A 17,669-nucleotide genomic window follows, 5' to 3' on the forward strand; every position below is an offset into this window, starting at 1 on the left:
GCCCTCAACGCAGCACGAACCCCACCGGTTCGGCCGCCTCGGGCAGCGGACGCACGCCCAGGCCCTCCAGGAGGTCGATCTCGATCACGCGGGCCAGCGCAGACAGCGGCAGGTCGTTCTCTTCCAGGCCGAAGGGATCTTCCAGCTCGTCGCCCAGCGCGTCCAGCCCGAAGAAGGTATAGGCGATGATGATGACCGCCACCGGGGTCAGGTATTCCAGCGTGCCCACCAGGCCGAACGGCAGCAGCAGGCAGAACAGCCACGCCGTGCGATGCAGCAGCAGCGAATAGGCGAACGGACAGGGCGTGAACTTGATGCGTTCGCAGGCGGCCTGGATGGCGGCGCACTGCGCCACGCGCTGGGTCAGGCCCTGATAGAGAATGTCGCTGAGCTCGCCGCGCCGCAGACAGGCCGCCAGGTCGCGGTTGATCGCCATGAGCAGCGCGTCCGGCACATTGCGGCAACCGGCCAGCGTGTCCAGTTCGTCTTGCTGCACCCAGGGGCGCACGGCCTCCACCATGTCCTGGCCGCGCAAGCGCGCCGCCAGCCCGTACCCGAAACCGATGCAACGCCGCACCAGCCGTTCCTGCACCGGGTTGGCCGTGCTGGCCGCCAGCAGCACCGCGCTTTCCCGCGCCAGGCTGCGCGCCTGCACGATCAGGTCGCCCCACTGCTTGCGGGCTTCCCACCAGCGGTCATAACAGACGTTGTTGCGAAAGCCCATGAAGACCGACAACGCCAGGCCGAAGAGCGAGAAGGGCACCGCGGTCAGGTGCGCGGGCGAAAACAGCTGGCGGTGGTACATCCACACCACCACGCAGGACAGCAGCGTGATGACGAGAATCCGGCTGAAAATGCGCGGGATGATGGAGCCGCGCATGATAAAGAACAAGGCCAGCGCAGAGGGACGCGGACGGACGATCATGATGAATATCAAGTAAGGACAAGGCGCGCTCACTATACGCCTGTCGTCCTGTCAAAGACGCGTCGATATAATTCTGTTTCGTCTCACCGCTTTCACCAGGCCTCCATGACCTCCGAAGACACCCCGATCAAGCCCTGGCATGTCGTCCGCCGCTCCAAGCTGCACGGCAACGGCGTCTTCGCCGCCCGCAAGATCCCCGCGGGCACGCGCATCATCGAATACGGCGGCGCGCGCATCAGCGCCAAGGAAGCCGACCGCCGCCACCCGACCAACCCCGACGATCCCTTCCACACCTTCTTCTTCGCGCTCAGCTCCGGCCGCGTAATCGACGGCGGCGACGAAGGCAACGACGCCCGCTGGATCAACCATTCCTGTGAGCCCAACTGCGAGGCCCAGGAAGGCAAGCACGGCAAGCGCGTTTACATCGTCGCCTTGCGCGACCTGCCGCGCGGCACGGAACTGTCGTACGACTACGGCCTGGTCCTGGACGGCCGCATCACCAAGGCGCTGAAGGAAGGCTACCGCTGCCTGTGCGGCACCCCCCCGTGCCGCGGCACGATGCTGGCGCTGCCGAAAAAGAAAAAGAAGAAAGCAGAAACGCCCGCAACGGCAAACGTCGTGGAAGCGGCCGAAACCGCCGAATCGGCAACCGCGGCAAAAACACCCGCCACGGCAAAGTAAGACAGCCCAACCTCCAGCCGACGCGCCCCCGCACCCGCAAGACACCCCAATGCCAAAAACGGCCGCCCGCGCGGCCTTTTTTGGCGACCCCGCAAGATCCTCCATCTCCACACGGCCCGGCAGAAAAATGCCAAGCACACCCCCCGTCCCAGAGGCGGTGAAGTGTCGAAACCAGAGCCTGGCGCGGGGGCGGGCCGGGGGGCGAGGGGAGTCGATGCGCCCAAGGGAATCTGAAGGAACTGCCAAAGGCAGTGACGAAGATGACGCAGGGGCAGTCCGGAGCGAAGGCTCCGGACCGCAATCGTTGACCCGCGCCCCCCGGCCCGCCCCCGCGCCAGGCGTCTCAAGAACCGACCACCTGCGTCCCCAAAATCCAAATCCCTCACTTGCAATAAGCATATTCCGACACAAAATCCCGACAGGCGTACAATCCAGAAAGTCGTTAACACGACATGCAGTACGTCTTCAGGGCGGGGTGCGATTCCCCACCGGCGGTATGCCATGCAATGTGGTGAGCCCGCGAGCGCCCGGCGTCCTTCACGGACATCGGGGTCAGCAGATCTGGTGAGATGCCAGAGCCGACGGTCATAGTCCGGATGAGAGAAGATGTGCCGGCACATTCCCGATTGCCCGGGCGCACCTGCGCCTGGACGACCGTATTGCGTTCGGCTGTCGATTAGCCCTGAAACGTTTTTCGCCCCCTTCATTTGCGAGAGCGTTTCAATGTCCACCCTCAATACCCAGCAGTCCCTCCCCAGCCTGGCTTCACAGCCCTTCGCCGCTCGTCTGCAGCGCGCCCTGCATCATCTGCGCCTGGGCCGCCCCGTCATCCTCATGGACGACTTCGACCGCGAAAACGAGGCCGACCTGATCGTCGCCGCCGACAAGCTGACCGTGCCCGTCATGGCCCAGCTGATCCGTGACGGCAGCGGCATCGTCTGCCTGTGCCTGCCCGGCGAGACCCTCGACCGCCTGGAACTGCCCCCGATGGTCCAGCGCAACCAGAGCCGCTTCGCCACCGCCTTCACCGTTTCCATCGAAGCGCGCGAAGGCGTCAGCACCGGCGTATCCGCCGTTGACCGCGTCACCACCATCCGCGCCGCCATCTCGCCTTCGGCCCAAAGCGAAGACATCGTCAGCCCCGGCCACGTGTTCCCGCTGCGCGCCCAGCCCGGCGGCGTGCTGACCCGCCGCGGCCACACCGAAGGCTCGGTCGACCTGGCGGTCCTGGCCGGCCTGCGCCCGGCCGGCGTGCTGTGCGAACTGATGAACGCGGACGGCACCATGATGCGCGGCGCGTCGCTTGAGCGCTACGCCGCCCAGCACGGCCTGGTGGCGCTGACCATCGCCGAACTGGCCGACCATCTGCAAAAGCTCAAGGACGGCCAGGCCGAAACCGTGGACGACGAAGTCCTGGAAATGGCGGCAACCGTCTAAGTCCGGCAAACGCATCGGCGCCGTGGCGAACCACGGCCCCGATGCATTAATGCGTCATGCCCGGGCAGGGCGCCGCAACGCCAAGGCCACGAAAACGGCGGCCAACGCGCACGTCCCGCCCATCAGATACACCGCGCCATACCCCTGCGCGCCCGCCAGCCAACCCGCCGCCGGGCCGCTGATGCCCAGCGCCACGTCCAGGAACGCCACATACGCCCCCATGGCTGCGCCCCGGCTTGCCGCCGGCACGCGGCGCACGGCTTCCACGCCAAACGACGGAAACGCCAGCGAATAGCCCGCGCCGGTCAGCAGCGCGCCGCCATACGCCCACAGCGGCGTCGCGCCCGACCAGATCAGCCACTGGCCCACGGCCTCGACCACCACGCATACCAGCGCCACGCGCGCGCCGCCCAGCTTGTCCGGCAGGCCGGCAAAGAACACCCGGGCCAGGATGAAGCCCACCCCGAAGGCGCTGAACATCCACGCCGCGCCGTCCCAGCCGCGCTCCGCGAAGAACAGGCTGACGAATGCAGTGATGACGCCGAACCCCACACTCGTCAACGCCAGGCCCATGCCCGGCAACAGCACCATGCCCAGCACGCGGTAGAAGGGCGTGCGCACGCCGCCTACGGCCGCCACCCCGCGCTGCGGCAGCACCAGCGCCAAGGCCGCCAGCGGAATCAGGACCGTCGCCCACGCAATGCCCGCGAATCCCGCCGCGCCATACAACCGCATGCCGGCGGGCGCGCCCAGCGCATACGCGGCGTAGATGGCCACGCCCACCCAGGCCATCACGCGGCCGGCATTCTGCGGCCCCACGCGGCCCACGCCCCAGCTGAGCGCGCCGGTGGCGATCAGGCTTTCCGCGCATCCCATCAGCGCGCGGCCCGCCAGCAAGACGGCCAGCGCCGCCTGAGGCTGCGACGAGAGCGCCTCGGCCAGCACATACAGCAACCCGGCCGCCACACCCAGCACGAAGCCCGCCACCACGGCGCGCTTGGCGCCGCGGCGATCGACCAGCGCGCCGGAATACGCTCGCGACAACAAGGCGGCGGCGAACTGCAGGCCCGCCACCACGCCCACCACCAGCGCACTCATGCCCAGCGTGCCATTCACATACAACGGCAATACCGGCATCGGCAGGCCGACCATGAAAAATCCGATGAACACCGCCAGGACCAACGGCAGCAACTGCGCAAACACGGAGCGCACGGGTCCGTGGGCCGCGGGCAATGCCGCGGCCGTCGAAACGTTCGACATGAAAAATCCTTGAAAGGGTCATGACAATCCGAAACCATCGCGGAGAATTCGTCGATGGCATAATCCGCGCTTGCGGGTGACAAATCGGATTGCCTGCTGCAAATTTTATGAGCCGAAGCTCAGGTTTGATACTCGCCTTTCCACGCATCCATGACCGACATCCCACAGCCCCGAAAATCGCCGCGCCAGCTTAGATCGCAGCACACCGTCGACACGATCCTGCAGGCGACGGCTCGCGTTTTGGCCGCCAACGGCTATGCGGGCACCAACACCAACCTGATCGCCGAAACCGCGGGCGTCAGCGTCGGGTCGCTGTACCAGTACTTTCCGAACAAGAACGCGTTGATCGCCGCGCTGCATCAGCGCCACGACAACGAGATGCTGGATGTCATCGACAACGTGCTGAACAGCAACCCCGCGGCCACGCTCGAAGAGCGCGTGGCCGCTATCGTCCAGGCGATGCTGCACGCGCACCTGCTGGAGCCCGCGCTGCACCGCGTGCTGGAACGCGAGTTCCCGCTGTTCGACACGCCGCGCGAACACAGCCTGGCCGATCAGGACATCCATCGCCGCATGCGGCACCTGCTGGAACTGCACCGCGCAGAAATCGCGCAACAAGACCGCGACCTGGCGACCTATGTGGTGCTGCGCATCATGGAATCGCTGGTGCATGCGGCAGCGCTGGAGCCGCCCGCCGGGTTTTCCGCTGCGCAGCTTGAACGGGCCGTAGTGGATGCGGTGATGGGGTATCTGGCGACGCCGGGCGGCGCCGCGCCGCGCAAGAAGGCAAGTGCTGCCAAGGCCGGCAAACCCGCGGCAGCGGCCAAGAAAGCCACGCGCCGGAAAACCGCCGCCTAAACGGCTGGCCCGCAGTTAGCGATTAGCAGTTAGCGATTAGCGGTTGGCGATCAGCGGCTGGCGTCTTCGGCCATGCGGGCCAGGCAATCCGATGCCTTGCCCACCACGATGCGGGCGCTACACGCCAGCATCAGGTTCAGGTTCAGGCCGAAGTCTTCGACGGTGTAGCCCTCGGCATCCACCATGCGCGACACGCCATCGTCTGCTGCCGCCCCCACCGCCACCTGGTCGACCAGCGAGCCGGCCTGGCCGGTATAGCCCCACACCGGCTTGCCGCAGGCGATGGCATAGCCCACTTCAAAGGCCGTGCCGGAATCGGGTTCGGCGCCGCGAAAGGCATTCAGGTTGGCCATCACCATGTCGGCGCGCCGGATCAGCGCCACGTTCTCGCGGTAGATCCACTGCGCCAGCGCGGGGCCCGACAAGTCCTTGGGCGCCATGTTATCCAGCGGAAACAACCCGTCGAAACCGTAGGTGGCGCACAGCGCCTTGAGCCGCTGGCCGTGCGCCACGGCATCGGGCAGGAATACGTCGAAACCCGCGAGATACACGCTGCGCATAAGGGCTTACTCCGGTTCTGAAACGTTGAAGGCTTCACCGGTGGCGAAAAACGAGCCGCCGGCCAGGTAGTGCACCGAACGCCGGTCGTCGTGCGGGAAGTGCCAACGGTTGTCCGAAAACACGTCCGGCGCCGCCCACGCGGCGACGACCTCGCCGATGAACAGATCATAAGCCTGTTGGTTGTGCGGTTCGGGCACGACCTTGCATTCCAGCCAGCCCAGGCAGCCGGCCACCAGCGGCGCGCCGATCTTGCTGGCGGGAAACGTCGACAGGCCGCTTGCCTGGAATTTGTCTTCCCCGCGCCCCGATTCCGAGCCCACCTTCAACGTGGCGGCCGCCTGCGCGCGCGACGGGATGCACAGCGCGAATTCCCCCGACGCTTCGATCAATTCGCGCGTGTAGGTGTTCTTGTCCACCACCACCAGCATCTTGGCCGGGTTGAAGTCCAAGGGCATCGCCCAGGCGGCCGCCATGACGTTGCGCGCGTCGCCGTGGGCGCTGGTCACCAGCACCGTGGGGCCATGGTTCAGCAGCAGGTAAGAGCGGGGCAGGTCAACGGCTTGGATGTTGGACATGGCAGGGGCTTAGAACATGCCGTTCTGATTGGCGGGGTTTTCGGGGATTTCCTGGCTGACGTCCCAGTGCTCGACGATCTTGCCCTTATCCACGCGGAAGATATCCACAACCGCCTGGCCGCGGTCTTCCGGCGAATCGCGCCACTGGTTATGGATCACCACCAGGTCGCCCTCGGCGATCACGCGCTTGATCTCGACGATGGCTTGCGGATGCTGGTCGAAATAGGGCGGGAAGAAATCCACCATCGGCCCGACGCCGTCGCGCATGTAGGGGTTGTGCTGCACGTAGTTGGGGCTGACGTACAGGCGTACCGCCTCGTCGATCTCGCGGTCCTGGAACATCATCCGGAAGAACGCCGTGACGATCTCCTTGTTCGACTGGGGCGCAGCCGCAAGCGCTGGCGCGGCTGCCAGGCAGTGGGAGGCGACCAGCGCACAGGCGGCCAACGATTTCAACTTCATACGCATACAGGACAACTCAGGATGACGCCGGCTGGCGGCCTGCCAGTTTACAAATAAAAACGCAGGTTCCGACCCTGCCGCACAATGAAAAAAGGAGCCCTTGACGGGCTCCTTTTTCCTTGCCTGGCGGGCGGATCAGTATCCGACGGTGAAGCGCCGGCGCGAATGCTTGGGCGTCTCGATCTCATCGGCCAGCGCAATGGCGTAGTCTTCCATCGAGATCCAGCTCTTGCCTTCTTCGTCGGCCAGCAAGTGGTCGTCACCCACGCGGAACGTGCCCGTGCGCTCACCCGGCTCGAACAGCGCGGAGGGCGACAGGAAAGTCCAGTTCAGCACCTTTTCCTGGCGCAGCGTATCCAGGAACACGACGCCGGCGCGGGCCTCGGGCTTGTAGGCGTCGGGGAATTCCGGGGTGTCGATCAACAGCTTGCCGGGCGCCACCAACAGGCTGCCCGCGCCGCCCACGACCAGCAGGCGCGGCACGCCGGCGTTCTTCACGGCGGCCAGCAAGGGGCGCGCGTCGGTCGACACGAAACGCGTGGCACTGACGACGGCGTCGTGGCCGGTCAACAACGGCGTCAGGGTTTCGGGATCAGTGGCGTCGCCCTGCTGGATGGTCAGGCCGGGCTGCGCGTTCACGTCGGCCGGATTGCGGGCGATGCCCGTCACCTGGTGGCCGCGTTTGATCAATTCGTCGGCCACGCGGGAACCTACGCGGCCGGTAATGCCGATCAATGCGATTTTCATGGTCTTGCTCCTTGGGAGGGAAGCCGGAGCGGGCGGCGCACGATGCGCCGCGACACGCTCCGGTTCGGGCAAATCCATACTATTCGGTCAAATCCGAACAAAAAACCCAATAAACCGGAAGAGTTTTTTGCAATTCATGCATCAATCGGCCGGATTCAACCTGCGTTGCGCTGCGCCTGATAGACCTGCAAGTGCGAATACGCCACCCGCAGATAAGTCGCGTCCACGCCCAGCGTGCGGGCGCGCCGCACCATGTCGCCCACGATGTGGTCGGCCTCGACCGGCAGGCCCTGGCGCAGGTCGCGGAACATGGACGCCGTCATGGGTTGCGTGCGGTCGCTCATCAGCTTTTGCGCGAAGGCATCGGCTTCGGGGCGGACGGCATGGCCGGACGCAGCCGCCACGGCTTGCGATTCCTGCAGCAGGCTTTTCAGGATGTCGATGCCGTCGTCGGTGGACGCGATCTGTCCGATCGCGCCGCGCATCAGGCAGGTGCCGGCGGCCAGCGTCGTCAGCATGACGTACTTTTCCCAGATGTCCTGGTGGATGTCTTCGCTCAGGCGGCTGACGTATTCGCCGCCGGCCAGCGCTTGCTCCAGCGCCACGCAGCGTTCGCTGCGGGCCGGGCCCGCGCGTTCGCCGAAGACGATGCTGGCATGCTTGCCCAGGTGCACCACTTCGCCCTCCGGGCCGAGCGTGGCGTTGATCTGGCACAGCCCGCCCAAGACGCGGTGCGGCTCGAATTCGCGGTCCAGCACGTCGTATTGCAGCACGCCGTTCATGATGGGCAGCACCGCCGTATCCGGGCCGACCGCGGGGCGGATGGCGTCGATGGCGCTGGCCAGGTCATAGGCCTTGCAGCTGAGCACGACCACGTCGTACTGGCCTTGCAGGGTCTGCTGCGTGGCAAGCTTGGGGTGCAGCGTGGCGTCGCCGAACGGGCTCTGGATGCGCAAGCCCTGTTCGCGGATCCGGGCCGCGCGCGGTTCGCGCACCAGGAAGGTCACGTCCGCGCCCGCCTGGGCGGCGCGTCCGCCGAAATAACCGCCGGTGCCGCCGGCACCCAAGAACAACAACCGCATTTGTCTCTCCTGTAGCTGCCCGCCTGTTTCGCGGGCTGATACGGAATTATGCGCTTGGCACGGCGGCGGGCGCATCCTGCAAGCGCCCGCTGCCCACACGCCGGACAGGCGCTTTCGGGAAGCGACCGGCTCAGACTGCGTGGTTGTGTTCCGCCCAGGCTTCGTAGCCGCCGCGCAGCGCCCAGGTCTTGGGATAGCCGGCCGCGCGCAGGCGCGAGGCCAGCAGCGCAGCCGACACTTCGTTGGGGCAGGCGCAATACACCACGATGTCGGACTCCAGCGCGCCCGGGTCCAGCGCCGGCAGCGGCGCCTTCAGGTCCACGGCGATGGCGCCCGGAATGCGTTCGGCATCGCGCTGCGCTTCGGGACGCACGTCGAAGACCACCGTGTTGCGGCCGTCCTGGCGCCATTGCATCAGTTCGTCCACGGACAAGCGGGGGATGACGCGCAGGCTGCGCAGCAGGATCCGGCGGCGCAGGAAACGCGTGAGGATATACAGCGCCAGCACCGCCGCCAGCACGCCCAGCCCCATGGCGCCGTAGGTGCCCAGGATTTCCAGCACGTCGTTGACCACGCTGTGGAACAAGCCGCCCAGCAGCAAGGCCGAACCCGCCCAGATCATGGCGCCCACCAGGTCATAGAGCAGGAAGCGGCGGTAGGCGGTGCCCGTCAGGCCCGCCATGACGGTGGACAGCGCACCCGCGCCGGGCAAGAACTTGCACACCAGCAGCGCCCGCACGCCAATGCGCAGGTACAGGCGCTGCGTCTGGCGGATGCAGGAATCCTGCGACAGCGACATCTTGCAGATCACGCCCAGCAGGCGCGCGCCGTAACGGCGGCCGGCAACATACCAGAGGGAGTCGGCCAAGAGGCAGGCCACGGTGGCCGCCAGCCATGGCGTCAGCCATCCGGCCGCGCCGCCCAAGGCACCCGCCGCGATCAGCATGGGATAGGCGGGCACGGGCAGGCCCGCCTGTTCGACCAGGACGTTCGCGAACACCAGCCACCCGCCGTACTGCTCGAGCAGCAATTGAATGTCTTGCATGGACCTTCCAGCTTGCCGCGCGGAGCGCAGCTTATCGCTCGATTTTAGGCGCGCCGCGGCCCGTCAGGCGCGTTGCCGGCGCTTCATGCACCGCAACACGGCGTTTCACGCGCGGCACGTCCATCCCGTGGGACACGGCGCACCATCTTGGTGCCACGTTTCCCCGCCGAGGTGCCTATAATCCTGCCCGTTCATCAGGTTTCCCCGACTTGTCGCAGGAATGCCTCATGGCATACAACTTGCTTCGCCTGGACTGGCTGCGCACCGACCATTCGGATGGGACGCGCCCCGGCGCCCCCATCCCCATGACTGATCCCACGCCTACGTTTTCGTCCGCTTGCGCCGACCCTGCCTGCCGGCGGCCGCAGCCAGGCATCCGCATCGTCGCCCCATCGGTTCCCCCTTTCCATCCCCGCGAAGGAGTCTCCCGCATGAAATCCCTGTCCACCCCGTCCGTCGGCGGCATCGCCCGCCGCGGCCTGCTCAAGCTGGCGGCCGCTGCCGCCGCTGGCGCCTTGCTGTTCTCGGGCGCGGCGCAAGCCCAGGCCCCGGCCAAGACCCGCGTCGCCGCCATCTACACGGTGCCGGTCGAGCAGCAATGGGTGTCGCGCATCCACAAGGCGCTGACCGCCGCCCGCGACCGTGGCGAGATCGAATACACCTTCTCGGAAAACGTCACCAACGCCGACTACGAGCGCGTCATGCGCCAGTACGCCGAGCAGAGCAACAAGCTGGTGGTGGGCGAAGCCTTCGCGGTGGAAGCCGCCGCCCGCAAGGTGGCCAAGGACTATCCGCAGACCGCCTTCCTGATGGGTTCCTCGGGCAAGCCGCAGCAGCCCAACTTCTCGGTGTTCGACAACTACATCCAGGAACCTGCCTACCTGACCGGCATGATCGCCGGCGGCATGAGCAAGACCGGCAAGATTGGCCTGGTCGGCGGCTACCCCATCCCCGAAGTGAACCGCCTGATGCAAGCCTTCATCGAAGGCGCCAAGGAAGTGAACCCGAAGGCCGAATTCACCGTGACCTTCATCGGTTCGTGGTTCGATCCCCCGAAGGCCAAGGAAGCGGCCTTCGCCATGATCGACAAGGGTGCGGACGTGCTGTACGCCGAACGTTTCGGCGTGTCGGACGCGGCAAAGGAACGCGGCAAGCTGGCCATCGGCAACGTGATCGACACGCAGCCGCAGTACCCGGAAACGGTGGTGGCATCGGCGTTGTGGAGCATGGAGCCCACGATCGACGAAGCGCTCAAGCAAGTGAAGGCCGGCACGTTCAAGGCGGCCGACTTCGGCCAATACTCGCTGATGAAGCACAACGGTTCGTCGCTGGCGCCGCTGGGCACCTTTGAATCGAAGATCCCGGCCGAGCTGATCGCCCGCGTGCAGGCCAAGCAAAAGGCCATCCTGGACGGCAGCTTCACGGTGCAAGTCGTCGACAAAGAACCCAAGTCCTCGGCACGATGAACCAAGCGCCTCTCGCCCTGCAACTGACGGGGATCACCAAGCGCTTCGGCAGCCTGACGGCCAATGACGATATCTCGCTGACGCTTCGGCAAGGCGAAGTCTTGGCCCTGCTGGGCGAGAACGGCGCCGGCAAATCGACCCTGGTGTCGATCCTGTTCGGCCACTATGTGGCCGACGCCGGCAGTATCGACGTCTTCGGCAAGCCCTTGCCGCCCGGCCGGCCCGACGCCGCGCTGGCGGCGGGCGTGGGGATGGTGCATCAGCACTTCACCCTGGCCGACAACCTGACGGTGCTGGACAACATCATGGTCGGCACCGAGTCGCTGTGGAAGCTGGCCTCCGGCCGCGGCGCGGCGCGCCGCCGCCTGGTCGAGCTGGGCCAGCGCTTCGGCCTGGGCGTGGACCCCGACGCGCGCGTGGGCGGGCTTTCCGTCGGCGAAAAGCAGCGCGTCGAGATCCTGAAAGCGCTGTACCGCGGCGCCCGCGTGCTGATCCTGGATGAACCCACCGCAGTGCTCACGCCGCAGGAAGTGCAAGACCTGTTCGCGACGCTGCGCGGCTTTGTCGACGAAGGCCTGGCCGTCATCTTTATTTCGCACAAGCTGGACGAGGTGATGGCCGTGTCGCGCCGCGTGGCGGTGCTGCGCCAGGGCAAACTGGTGGCCGAACGCGACACCGCCGGCACCAGCCCCGCCGAACTGGCGGAACTGATGGTGGGCCGCAAGGTCGTCATGCCGCGCGCCGAAGCGGTCGCCGCCGCCGAACAAGCCGCGCCGGTCGTGACCTTGTCGCAGGTCACCGTGCGCGACGGCCGGGATGGCGCGCCGCGCCTGGACAGCCTGGACCTGGTGGTCCACAAGCACGAGATCGTCGCGATCGCGGGAGTGGCCGGCAACGGCCAGCAGGCGCTGGTGTCGGTCCTGACCGGCCTGCGCCAGCCGTCCGACGGCACGATCCGGCTGGGCGCCGAACACGCAGCCGCGCCCACCACGCCGGCCGGCTGGACCGCGGCCCGCGTCGGCCGCATTCCGGAAGACCGCCACGGCGAAGGCATGATCGGCGACAGCCCGCTCTGGGAAAACGCCATCGTCGAAGACCTGAAGGACAAGCGCTTCGCGCGCTACGGCCTGATCCGCGCCCGCGCGGGCAAGGCGTATGCGGCCTCGCTGGCCAAGCAATTCGACGTGCGCGCGGCCTCGCTGGATGTGCGCACGCGCAGCCTGTCCGGCGGCAATATGCAAAAGCTGATCCTGGGTCGCACCTTGGCGCGCGAACCGCGCTTCATCGTGGCCGACCAGCCCACCTGGGGCCTGGACATCGGCGCCGTCGCCTACGTGCGTGAGCAGTTGCTGGCCGCCCGCGCGCGCGGCGCCGGCGTGCTGCTGGTGTCCGAAGACCTGGAAGAAATCTTTGCCCTGGCCGACCGCATCGCCGTGCTGTGCGGCGGCAAGCTGGTGGCCGTCAAGCCGGTGGCCGACTGGACGCCCGCCACCGTCGGCCTGGCCATGACGGGCACTCGCGCATGACGGCCCAGTCGGCCGCTTGCCGACGCCCCCTCTATTGAGCATCACTCGCATGAAACTGATCCTGGAACGCCGCCCCGAGCCCAGCCGCATGGCGCTGGCCTTGGCCCCCATCGCGGCCATCCTCTTTACGCTGGCGGTCTGCACCTTGCTGGTGGCCTGGGCCGGCGCCCCCGTGGGCCGTACCTACGCGCTGCTGTTCGAAGGCGCGTTCGGCTCGCGCTTCGCCCTGTCCGAAACGCTGACCCGCGCCACCCCGCTGATGTTGACGGGCCTGGCCTGTGCCGTGGCGTTCCGCGCCCGCTTCTACAACATCGGCGCCGAAGGCCAGCTGTATCTTGGGGCGCTGGCGGCCGTCGCCATCGGCGGCCTGCATGACGGCACCGGCTTCGACCTGCCGATCCCGGTGCTGTTCGGCGGCATGATGCTGGCGGCGGCCCTGGCGGGCGCCTTGCTGCTGCTGATCCCGGCCTTGCTGAAGACCCGGCTGGGCGTGGACGAAGTCGTGACCACGCTGCTGGGCAACTTCATTGTGCTGCTGTTCGTGTCCATGATGCTGGACGGCCCGATGAAGGACCCGATGGCGATGGGCTGGCCGCAATCCGTAGCGCTCAACGGCGGTCTGGAACTGGGCAAGCTGATCGAACGCACGCGCGCCCACACCGGCCTCTTGTGGGCGGGGGGCCTGGCGCTGGGCCTGTGGCTCTTGAACCGCTACACCGTGTTCGGGTTCCAGATGCGCGCCGTGGGCGCCAACGCGCATGCCTCGCGCTTCCTGGGCCTGCCGGTGAACCGCGTGATGCTGGGCACCGCCATGCTGTCGGGCGCGCTGGCAGGCCTTGCCGGCGCCATCGAAGTGGCGGGCCGCACGGGCTACGTCACGCTGGACATGTCGCCGGGCTACGGCTACACGGGCGTCGTCGTCGCCATGCTGGCCGGCCTGCACCCGCTGGGCGTGATCCTGGCCAGCATCTTCGTGGCCGGCATGCTGGTCGGAGCGGACAGCATGAGCCGCGCCATCGCGGTGCCGAACTACATCGCCGACGTCATCGTCGCCACCTCGTTGCTTGCCATGCTGGTCGCGACGCTATTTGCGCAGTACCGTCTGCGCCGCAACCGGGCTTGAGGAGCACGACATGGAATGGATGGATCTGATCAGTTCCTCGGCCTTCTGGGTTGCCGTACTGCGCCTGGCCACGCCGCTGATTCTAGGCACCTTGGGCGTGTTGCTGTGCGAACGCGCCGGCGTCTTGAACCTGGGCATCGAAGGCATCATGGCCGCCGGGGCCTTCACGGGCTGGCTCGTCGTCTACCTGGGTGCGCCGCTGTACGTGGGCGTGCTGGCGGCCGCCTTGGCGGGCGCGGTGTTCGGCCTGCTGCACGCGGTGCTGACGGTGCCGCTGGGCCTGTCGCAGCACGTCTCGGGCCTGGGCGTGACCTTGCTGGCCACAAGCCTCAGCTACTTCGCCTACCGGGTGACGTTCCCGAGCGTGAACACGCCGCCCACCATCACGCCGTTTGCCGAAATGAAATTCCTGGACGGCATTCCGCTGATTGGGCCGGTGCTGGCGGGGCAAACGCCCATGACGCTGATCGCGCTAGCCGCGGTGCCGATCCTTGCCTGGGTGCTGAACCGCACGCCCGTGGGCCTGGCGATTCGCATGGTGGGCGAGAACCCGGCGGCAGCCGAAGGGCAGGGCCTGTCCGTCACGCGCCTGCGCATGGGCGCCATCGTGGCGGGCTCCGCGCTGATGGGCGTGGCCGGCAGCTTCCTGACGCTGGCGGCGTTCAACGCCTTCTTCTTCAACATGGTCAACGGCCGTGGCTGGGTGTGCGTGGCGCTGGTGGTGTTCGCCTCGTGGCGGCCCGGCAAGGCGCTGCTGGGCGCGCTGATCTTCGCCTTCTTCGACGCGCTGCAACTGCGCCTGCAACAGGGTGGGGCCGCCTTGCCCGGCCTGCCGGAGCTGCCGTACCAGGTCTACCTGATGCTGCCCTACATCCTGTCCATCCTGGCCCTGGTGGTGATGGCGCGCCGCGCCGCCTACCCGCAGGCCTTGATGAAGCCCTATCGCAAAGGCGAGAGGTAAGCCCCCCCCGGAGCGCTGCGCGCTCTCCCCCAGGGGCGTCGCTACGGACCGGCAAAGCCGGATCCGTGCGACCCGGATTGGGGGGCGCTTGCTTCATGCGGCGACGGGGCGCGCAGTACCATGGATAACTGAAATCTTCCGCAAGGAAATCGTATGCTCGATTTGATTCTTAGACACTGCACGCTGCCCGATGGCCGCCAGAACATTGACATCGGCATCGCCAACGGCCGCATCGTCGCGCTGGAGCCGGCTCTGAAGGCCGAAGCCGCGCAGACCGTGGACGCGGCCGGCCAGCTGGTGTCCTCGCCGTTCGTGGACGCGCACTTCCACATGGATTCCACGCTGTCGTTCGGCCTGCCGCGCGTGAACCAGTCGGGCACGCTGCTGGAAGGCATCGCGCTGTGGGGCGAACTCAAGCCGCTCTTGACGCAGGAAGCGCTGGTAGAACGCGCGCTGGCGTATTGCGACTGGGCGGTGGCGCGCGGCCTGCTGGCTATCCGCTCGCATGTGGACGTCTGCGACCCGCGCCTGTTGGCGACCGAAGCGCTGCTGCATGTGCGCGAAAAGGTGAAACCCTATCTGGACCTGCAACTGGTGGCCTTCCCGCAGGACGGCGTGCTGCGCGCGCCGGGCGCGCTGGACAACCTGAAGCGCGCGCTCGACATGGGTGTGGACGTGGTGGGCGGCATTCCGCACTTTGAACGCACCATGCAGGACGGCGCGGAATCCGTGCGCATCCTGTGCGAACTCGCGGCCGAACGCGGCCTGCGCGTGGACATGCACTGCGACGAAAGCGACGACCCGCTGTCGCGCCATATCGAAACGCTGGCCTATCACACGCAACGCCTGGGCTTGCAAGGCCGCGTCACGGGTTCGCACCTGACGTCCATGCACTCCATGGACAACTATTACGTGTCCAAGCTGATCCCGCTGATGCGCGAAGCCGGCGTTGCCGCCGTCGCCAACCCGCTGATCAACATCACCCTGCAGGGCCGCCACGACACGTATCCGAAGCGCCGCGGCATGACGCGCGTGCCGGAACTGCTGGCCGCTGGCGTGCCGGTGGCCTTCGGCCATGACTGCGTGATGGACCCCTGGTACAGCCTGGGCTCCGGCGACATGCTGGAAGTGGCGCACATGGGCCTGCACGTGGCCCAAATGACGGGCCAGGACGCCATGCGCGCCTGTTTCGAAGCCGTGACGACCACGCCTGCAAAGATCCTGGGGCTGGACGACACGGGCATCGCGGTCGGCAAGCGCGCCGACCTGGTGCTGCTGCAGGCGCGCGATGCGGTCGAAGCGCTACGCTTGCGCGCCACCCGCCTGATGGTGCTGCGCGCCGGCAACGTGATCGCGACCACGCCGCCCGCCACCGCCACCTTGAACCTGCCGGGCCGCCCGGGCCAGGTCAGCTTTCAGACACCGGCCCGCTGACATACGGCGGCCGTTTTGCGGCCGTCACGATGATCTCCACCAGCAACTCCGGCGCGGCCAGCTTGGCCTCGCAGGTGGCGCGGGTGGGCATCGCATCCGGCAGCGCCCATTCGGCCCACACGCCGTTCATGCCGGCGAAGTCGCGGTCGATGTCCGCCAGCCAGATCTGCACGGACAACAACCGCGACTTGTCCGTGCCCGCCTGGGCCAGATAGCCGTCGATCTTCGCCAACGCGTCGCGGGTCTGCGCGGCGATGCCGCCCGCCGCCGATGACGTCACGCCCGCCACATACACCGTGTCTCCGTGAATCACGATGCGGCTCAAGCGCTGGTTGGTTTCCTTGCGCACGATATCGTCGTTCATTCGTCTTGCTCCTTTTTCGATGGGGAGGACGCCAATGCGGCGTCCGAAAAACGCTCAATCCGGAACGGCGCGATCGGCATGTCCGTCGCGCCGGTGGTGATCAGGTCGGCCATGATGCGGCCGACGATCGGCCCCAGCTCGAAGCCGTGCGCCGAAAAGCCGAATGCGTGAAAAGCGGTCTCGTGGCGGCTGCTGCGCCCGATCACCGGGATCTCGTCCGGCATGGCCGCTTCGATGCCCGCCCATCCCCGGTTCACCACCGCGTCTCGCATGTGCGGGAACAGGTCGCAGACCGTGCGGGCGCCTTCGGCCAACGAACGGAAATCCAGTTCGGTCCATTCCGCGTCGCGGTCCACCCAGGCGCGGCGCCCGCCGCCGATCAGCACCGTGCCGTTCGTGCGCTGCTTGAACGATAGCGCGCGCCCGGTGCCCAGCACCACGGGATCCAGGAAATGGTCCATGCGCAGCGTCACCAGCATCATGGGGCTGATCGCGGTCAGCGGCACAGGCTCGCCCCATTGCGCGGCGATGCGGTCGGCCCACGCGCCCGCGCAGTTCAGCACCTGCGGCGCGGTGTACGTGCCGGCATCGGTGTCCACGCGCCATTGGCCATCTGCGCGCGTGACGCCGTCCACCCGGACTCCCTCCAGGAAACGCGCGCCCAGGCTGGCAGCCTTCAGGCGGAACGCCAGCGTCGTGCGATACGGGTCGGCGGCCGCATCCTCGCGCGCAATCAAGCCGCCCTGGATGGTGGGCGCCAGCGCCGGGATCATGTCCAGCAAGTCCTCGGGGCTGATCCACTGCTCGTGCGTGTAGCCGTGGCCGGTCATCGTCTGCAGGCGCTGTTGCAGGGTCTGGGCATCCGCGGCGTTCTCCGCCACCCGTACCTGCCCATGCTGCTCGAAGCCGCAATCGTCATCCACCAGGTCGCCGATGCGGTACCAGAGTTCGCGCGAGGCCAAGGCCAGCGGCACCTCGGCCAGATGCCGTGCCAGGGTGCGCACGCCGCCCGCATTCACGCCGGAGGCGTGCCGCCCCACGTAGTTCTTTTCGATCACCAGGGCGCGCACGCCCGCGCGCGCCAGATGCAGCGCCGCCGAACTGCCGTGCAGGCCCCCGCCGATGATGATGACCTCTGCCGACCGCGTTGCACCGGTCATGG

At 67.2% G+C, this 17,669-nt stretch carries 18 protein-coding genes and 1 riboswitch; of the genes, 8 read left to right on the plus strand and 10 right to left on the minus strand.

Annotation, left to right across the window (positions count from 1 at the left end; genetic code table 11):
- Positions 1–4 precede the first annotated feature (4 nt).
- Positions 5–925 (minus strand): bestrophin family protein, encoded by a 921-nt coding sequence (locus AC3WMU_RS27120; RefSeq protein WP_006227769.1) that lies wholly within the window; start codon positions 923–925, stop codon positions 5–7.
- A 105-nt stretch (positions 926–1,030) separates the two neighbouring features.
- Here AC3WMU_RS27120 and AC3WMU_RS27125 point away from each other — a divergent pair, with 105 nt between their 5' ends.
- Together AC3WMU_RS27125 and ribB are read left to right on the plus strand one after the other, a co-directional pair.
- On the plus strand, positions 1,031–1,606 hold the full coding sequence (locus AC3WMU_RS27125; RefSeq protein WP_088589847.1) for an SET domain-containing protein: 576 nt from the start codon (positions 1,031–1,033) through the stop codon (positions 1,604–1,606).
- 457 nt (positions 1,607–2,063) lie between these two features.
- Positions 2,064–2,218: riboswitch (FMN riboswitch) on the plus strand.
- Positions 2,219–2,329: 111 nt separating this feature from the next.
- Complete coding sequence (ribB, locus tag AC3WMU_RS27130) at positions 2,330–3,043, plus strand: 3,4-dihydroxy-2-butanone-4-phosphate synthase (RefSeq protein ID WP_006227767.1); 714 nt, start codon at positions 2,330–2,332, stop codon at positions 3,041–3,043.
- A 54-nt stretch (positions 3,044–3,097) separates the two neighbouring features.
- On the opposite strand, the gene AC3WMU_RS27135 is transcribed toward ribB, so the two are convergent.
- Complete coding sequence (locus tag AC3WMU_RS27135; RefSeq protein WP_280027124.1) at positions 3,098–4,303, minus strand: MFS transporter; 1,206 nt, start codon at positions 4,301–4,303, stop codon at positions 3,098–3,100.
- Positions 4,304–4,453: 150 nt separating this feature from the next.
- Between AC3WMU_RS27135 and AC3WMU_RS27140 the strand changes: the two genes are divergently transcribed.
- Positions 4,454–5,161, plus strand: coding sequence for a TetR/AcrR family transcriptional regulator (locus AC3WMU_RS27140; protein WP_052017961.1), 708 nt, complete (start codon positions 4,454–4,456; stop codon positions 5,159–5,161).
- A gap of 50 nt (positions 5,162–5,211) precedes the next feature.
- Here the strand turns inward: AC3WMU_RS27140 and AC3WMU_RS27145 are convergent, their stop codons facing one another.
- The 6 genes from AC3WMU_RS27145 to AC3WMU_RS27170 all read right to left on the minus strand — a co-directional run bounded on the left by AC3WMU_RS27145 (position 5,212) and on the right by AC3WMU_RS27170 (position 9,633).
- Complete coding sequence (locus AC3WMU_RS27145; RefSeq protein WP_006227764.1) at positions 5,212–5,721, minus strand: nucleoside 2-deoxyribosyltransferase; 510 nt, start codon at positions 5,719–5,721, stop codon at positions 5,212–5,214.
- Positions 5,722–5,727: 6 nt separating this feature from the next.
- Positions 5,728–6,297 carry a flavin reductase family protein gene (locus tag AC3WMU_RS27150; protein WP_006227763.1) on the minus strand — a complete coding sequence of 190 codons (570 nt, stop codon included), beginning with the start codon at positions 6,295–6,297 and terminating at the stop codon, positions 5,728–5,730.
- A gap of 9 nt (positions 6,298–6,306) precedes the next feature.
- Positions 6,307–6,765: a nuclear transport factor 2 family protein gene (locus AC3WMU_RS27155; RefSeq protein WP_052017960.1), complete on the minus strand. Its 459-nt coding sequence runs from the start codon at positions 6,763–6,765 to the stop codon at positions 6,307–6,309.
- A gap of 129 nt (positions 6,766–6,894) precedes the next feature.
- On the minus strand, positions 6,895–7,506 hold the full coding sequence (locus tag AC3WMU_RS27160) for an NAD(P)-dependent oxidoreductase (protein WP_006227761.1): 612 nt from the start codon (positions 7,504–7,506) through the stop codon (positions 6,895–6,897).
- A gap of 155 nt (positions 7,507–7,661) precedes the next feature.
- The gene (gene panE / locus AC3WMU_RS27165) at positions 7,662–8,588 is read right to left on the minus strand and encodes a 2-dehydropantoate 2-reductase (RefSeq protein WP_169270224.1); all 927 of its coding nucleotides are present in this window, start codon (positions 8,586–8,588) and stop codon (positions 7,662–7,664) included.
- A gap of 130 nt (positions 8,589–8,718) precedes the next feature.
- Entirely contained in the window at positions 8,719–9,633 is a 915-nt protein-coding gene (locus AC3WMU_RS27170; RefSeq protein ID WP_006227759.1) for a DedA family protein/thiosulfate sulfurtransferase GlpE, read from the minus strand.
- A 431-nt stretch (positions 9,634–10,064) separates the two neighbouring features.
- Here AC3WMU_RS27170 and AC3WMU_RS27175 point away from each other — a divergent pair, with 431 nt between their 5' ends.
- From AC3WMU_RS27175 to AC3WMU_RS27195, 5 genes are all read left to right on the plus strand, one after another.
- Positions 10,065–11,099, plus strand: coding sequence for a BMP family protein (locus tag AC3WMU_RS27175; protein WP_492283237.1), 1,035 nt, complete (start codon positions 10,065–10,067; stop codon positions 11,097–11,099).
- Entirely contained in the window at positions 11,096–12,625 is a 1,530-nt protein-coding gene (locus AC3WMU_RS27180) for an ABC transporter ATP-binding protein (RefSeq protein WP_006227757.1), read from the plus strand. The genes AC3WMU_RS27175 and AC3WMU_RS27180 overlap by 4 nt, the downstream gene beginning before the upstream one ends.
- Positions 12,626–12,674: 49 nt before the next feature.
- Positions 12,675–13,748 carry an ABC transporter permease gene (locus AC3WMU_RS27185; RefSeq protein WP_492283238.1) on the plus strand — a complete coding sequence of 358 codons (1,074 nt, stop codon included), beginning with the start codon at positions 12,675–12,677 and terminating at the stop codon, positions 13,746–13,748.
- Between the two features lie 10 nt (positions 13,749–13,758).
- Positions 13,759–14,709, plus strand: a complete 951-nt coding sequence (locus AC3WMU_RS27190; RefSeq protein ID WP_088589856.1) for an ABC transporter permease — start codon at positions 13,759–13,761, stop codon at positions 14,707–14,709.
- Positions 14,710–14,862: 153 nt separating this feature from the next.
- A complete protein-coding gene (locus AC3WMU_RS27195) occupies positions 14,863–16,143 on the plus strand; it encodes an amidohydrolase family protein (protein WP_492283239.1) in 1,281 nt (426 codons plus the stop codon).
- Here AC3WMU_RS27195 and AC3WMU_RS27200 read toward each other — a convergent pair.
- Positions 16,118–16,507: a RidA family protein gene (locus tag AC3WMU_RS27200; protein ID WP_006227753.1), complete on the minus strand. Its 390-nt coding sequence runs from the start codon at positions 16,505–16,507 to the stop codon at positions 16,118–16,120. The genes AC3WMU_RS27195 and AC3WMU_RS27200 overlap by 26 nt on opposite strands.
- On the minus strand, positions 16,504–17,667 hold the full coding sequence (locus AC3WMU_RS27205) for an NAD(P)/FAD-dependent oxidoreductase (RefSeq protein WP_315139655.1): 1,164 nt from the start codon (positions 17,665–17,667) through the stop codon (positions 16,504–16,506). Before AC3WMU_RS27205 ends, AC3WMU_RS27200 begins: the two co-directional genes overlap by 4 nt.
- Positions 17,668–17,669: the final 2 nt, after the last annotated feature.

The sequence above is a fragment of the Achromobacter sp. FW305-C-13 genome (genome assembly GCF_058783475.1).

Bases quoted from the DNA above. Each gene is read 5' to 3' on its own strand.
- AC3WMU_RS27160 (WP_006227761.1), bottom strand. From the start codon at position 7,506: ATGAAAATCGCATTGATCGGCATTACCGGCCGCGTAGGTTCCCGCGTG.
- AC3WMU_RS27180 (WP_006227757.1), top strand. From the start codon at position 11,096: ATGAACCAAGCGCCTCTCGCCCTGCAACTGACGGGGATCACCAAGCGC.
- AC3WMU_RS27145 (WP_006227764.1), bottom strand. From the start codon at position 5,721: ATGCGCAGCGTGTATCTCGCGGGTTTCGACGTATTCCTGCCCGATGCC.
- ribB (WP_006227767.1), top strand. From the start codon at position 2,330: ATGTCCACCCTCAATACCCAGCAGTCCCTCCCCAGCCTGGCTTCACAG.
- AC3WMU_RS27140 (WP_052017961.1), top strand. From the start codon at position 4,454: ATGACCGACATCCCACAGCCCCGAAAATCGCCGCGCCAGCTTAGATCG.
- AC3WMU_RS27195 (WP_492283239.1), top strand. From the start codon at position 14,863: ATGCTCGATTTGATTCTTAGACACTGCACGCTGCCCGATGGCCGCCAG.
- AC3WMU_RS27135 (WP_280027124.1), bottom strand. From the start codon at position 4,303: ATGTCGAACGTTTCGACGGCCGCGGCATTGCCCGCGGCCCACGGACCC.
- AC3WMU_RS27155 (WP_052017960.1), bottom strand. From the start codon at position 6,765: ATGCGTATGAAGTTGAAATCGTTGGCCGCCTGTGCGCTGGTCGCCTCC.
- AC3WMU_RS27125 (WP_088589847.1), top strand. From the start codon at position 1,031: ATGACCTCCGAAGACACCCCGATCAAGCCCTGGCATGTCGTCCGCCGC.
- AC3WMU_RS27170 (WP_006227759.1), bottom strand. From the start codon at position 9,633: ATGCAAGACATTCAATTGCTGCTCGAGCAGTACGGCGGGTGGCTGGTG.
- AC3WMU_RS27175 (WP_492283237.1), top strand. From the start codon at position 10,065: ATGAAATCCCTGTCCACCCCGTCCGTCGGCGGCATCGCCCGCCGCGGC.
- AC3WMU_RS27150 (WP_006227763.1), bottom strand. From the start codon at position 6,297: ATGTCCAACATCCAAGCCGTTGACCTGCCCCGCTCTTACCTGCTGCTG.
- AC3WMU_RS27200 (WP_006227753.1), bottom strand. From the start codon at position 16,507: ATGAACGACGATATCGTGCGCAAGGAAACCAACCAGCGCTTGAGCCGC.
- panE (WP_169270224.1), bottom strand. From the start codon at position 8,588: ATGCGGTTGTTGTTCTTGGGTGCCGGCGGCACCGGCGGTTATTTCGGC.
- AC3WMU_RS27185 (WP_492283238.1), top strand. From the start codon at position 12,675: ATGAAACTGATCCTGGAACGCCGCCCCGAGCCCAGCCGCATGGCGCTG.
- AC3WMU_RS27190 (WP_088589856.1), top strand. From the start codon at position 13,759: ATGGAATGGATGGATCTGATCAGTTCCTCGGCCTTCTGGGTTGCCGTA.
- AC3WMU_RS27205 (WP_315139655.1), bottom strand. From the start codon at position 17,667: ATGACCGGTGCAACGCGGTCGGCAGAGGTCATCATCATCGGCGGGGGC.
- AC3WMU_RS27120 (WP_006227769.1), bottom strand. From the start codon at position 925: ATGATCGTCCGTCCGCGTCCCTCTGCGCTGGCCTTGTTCTTTATCATG.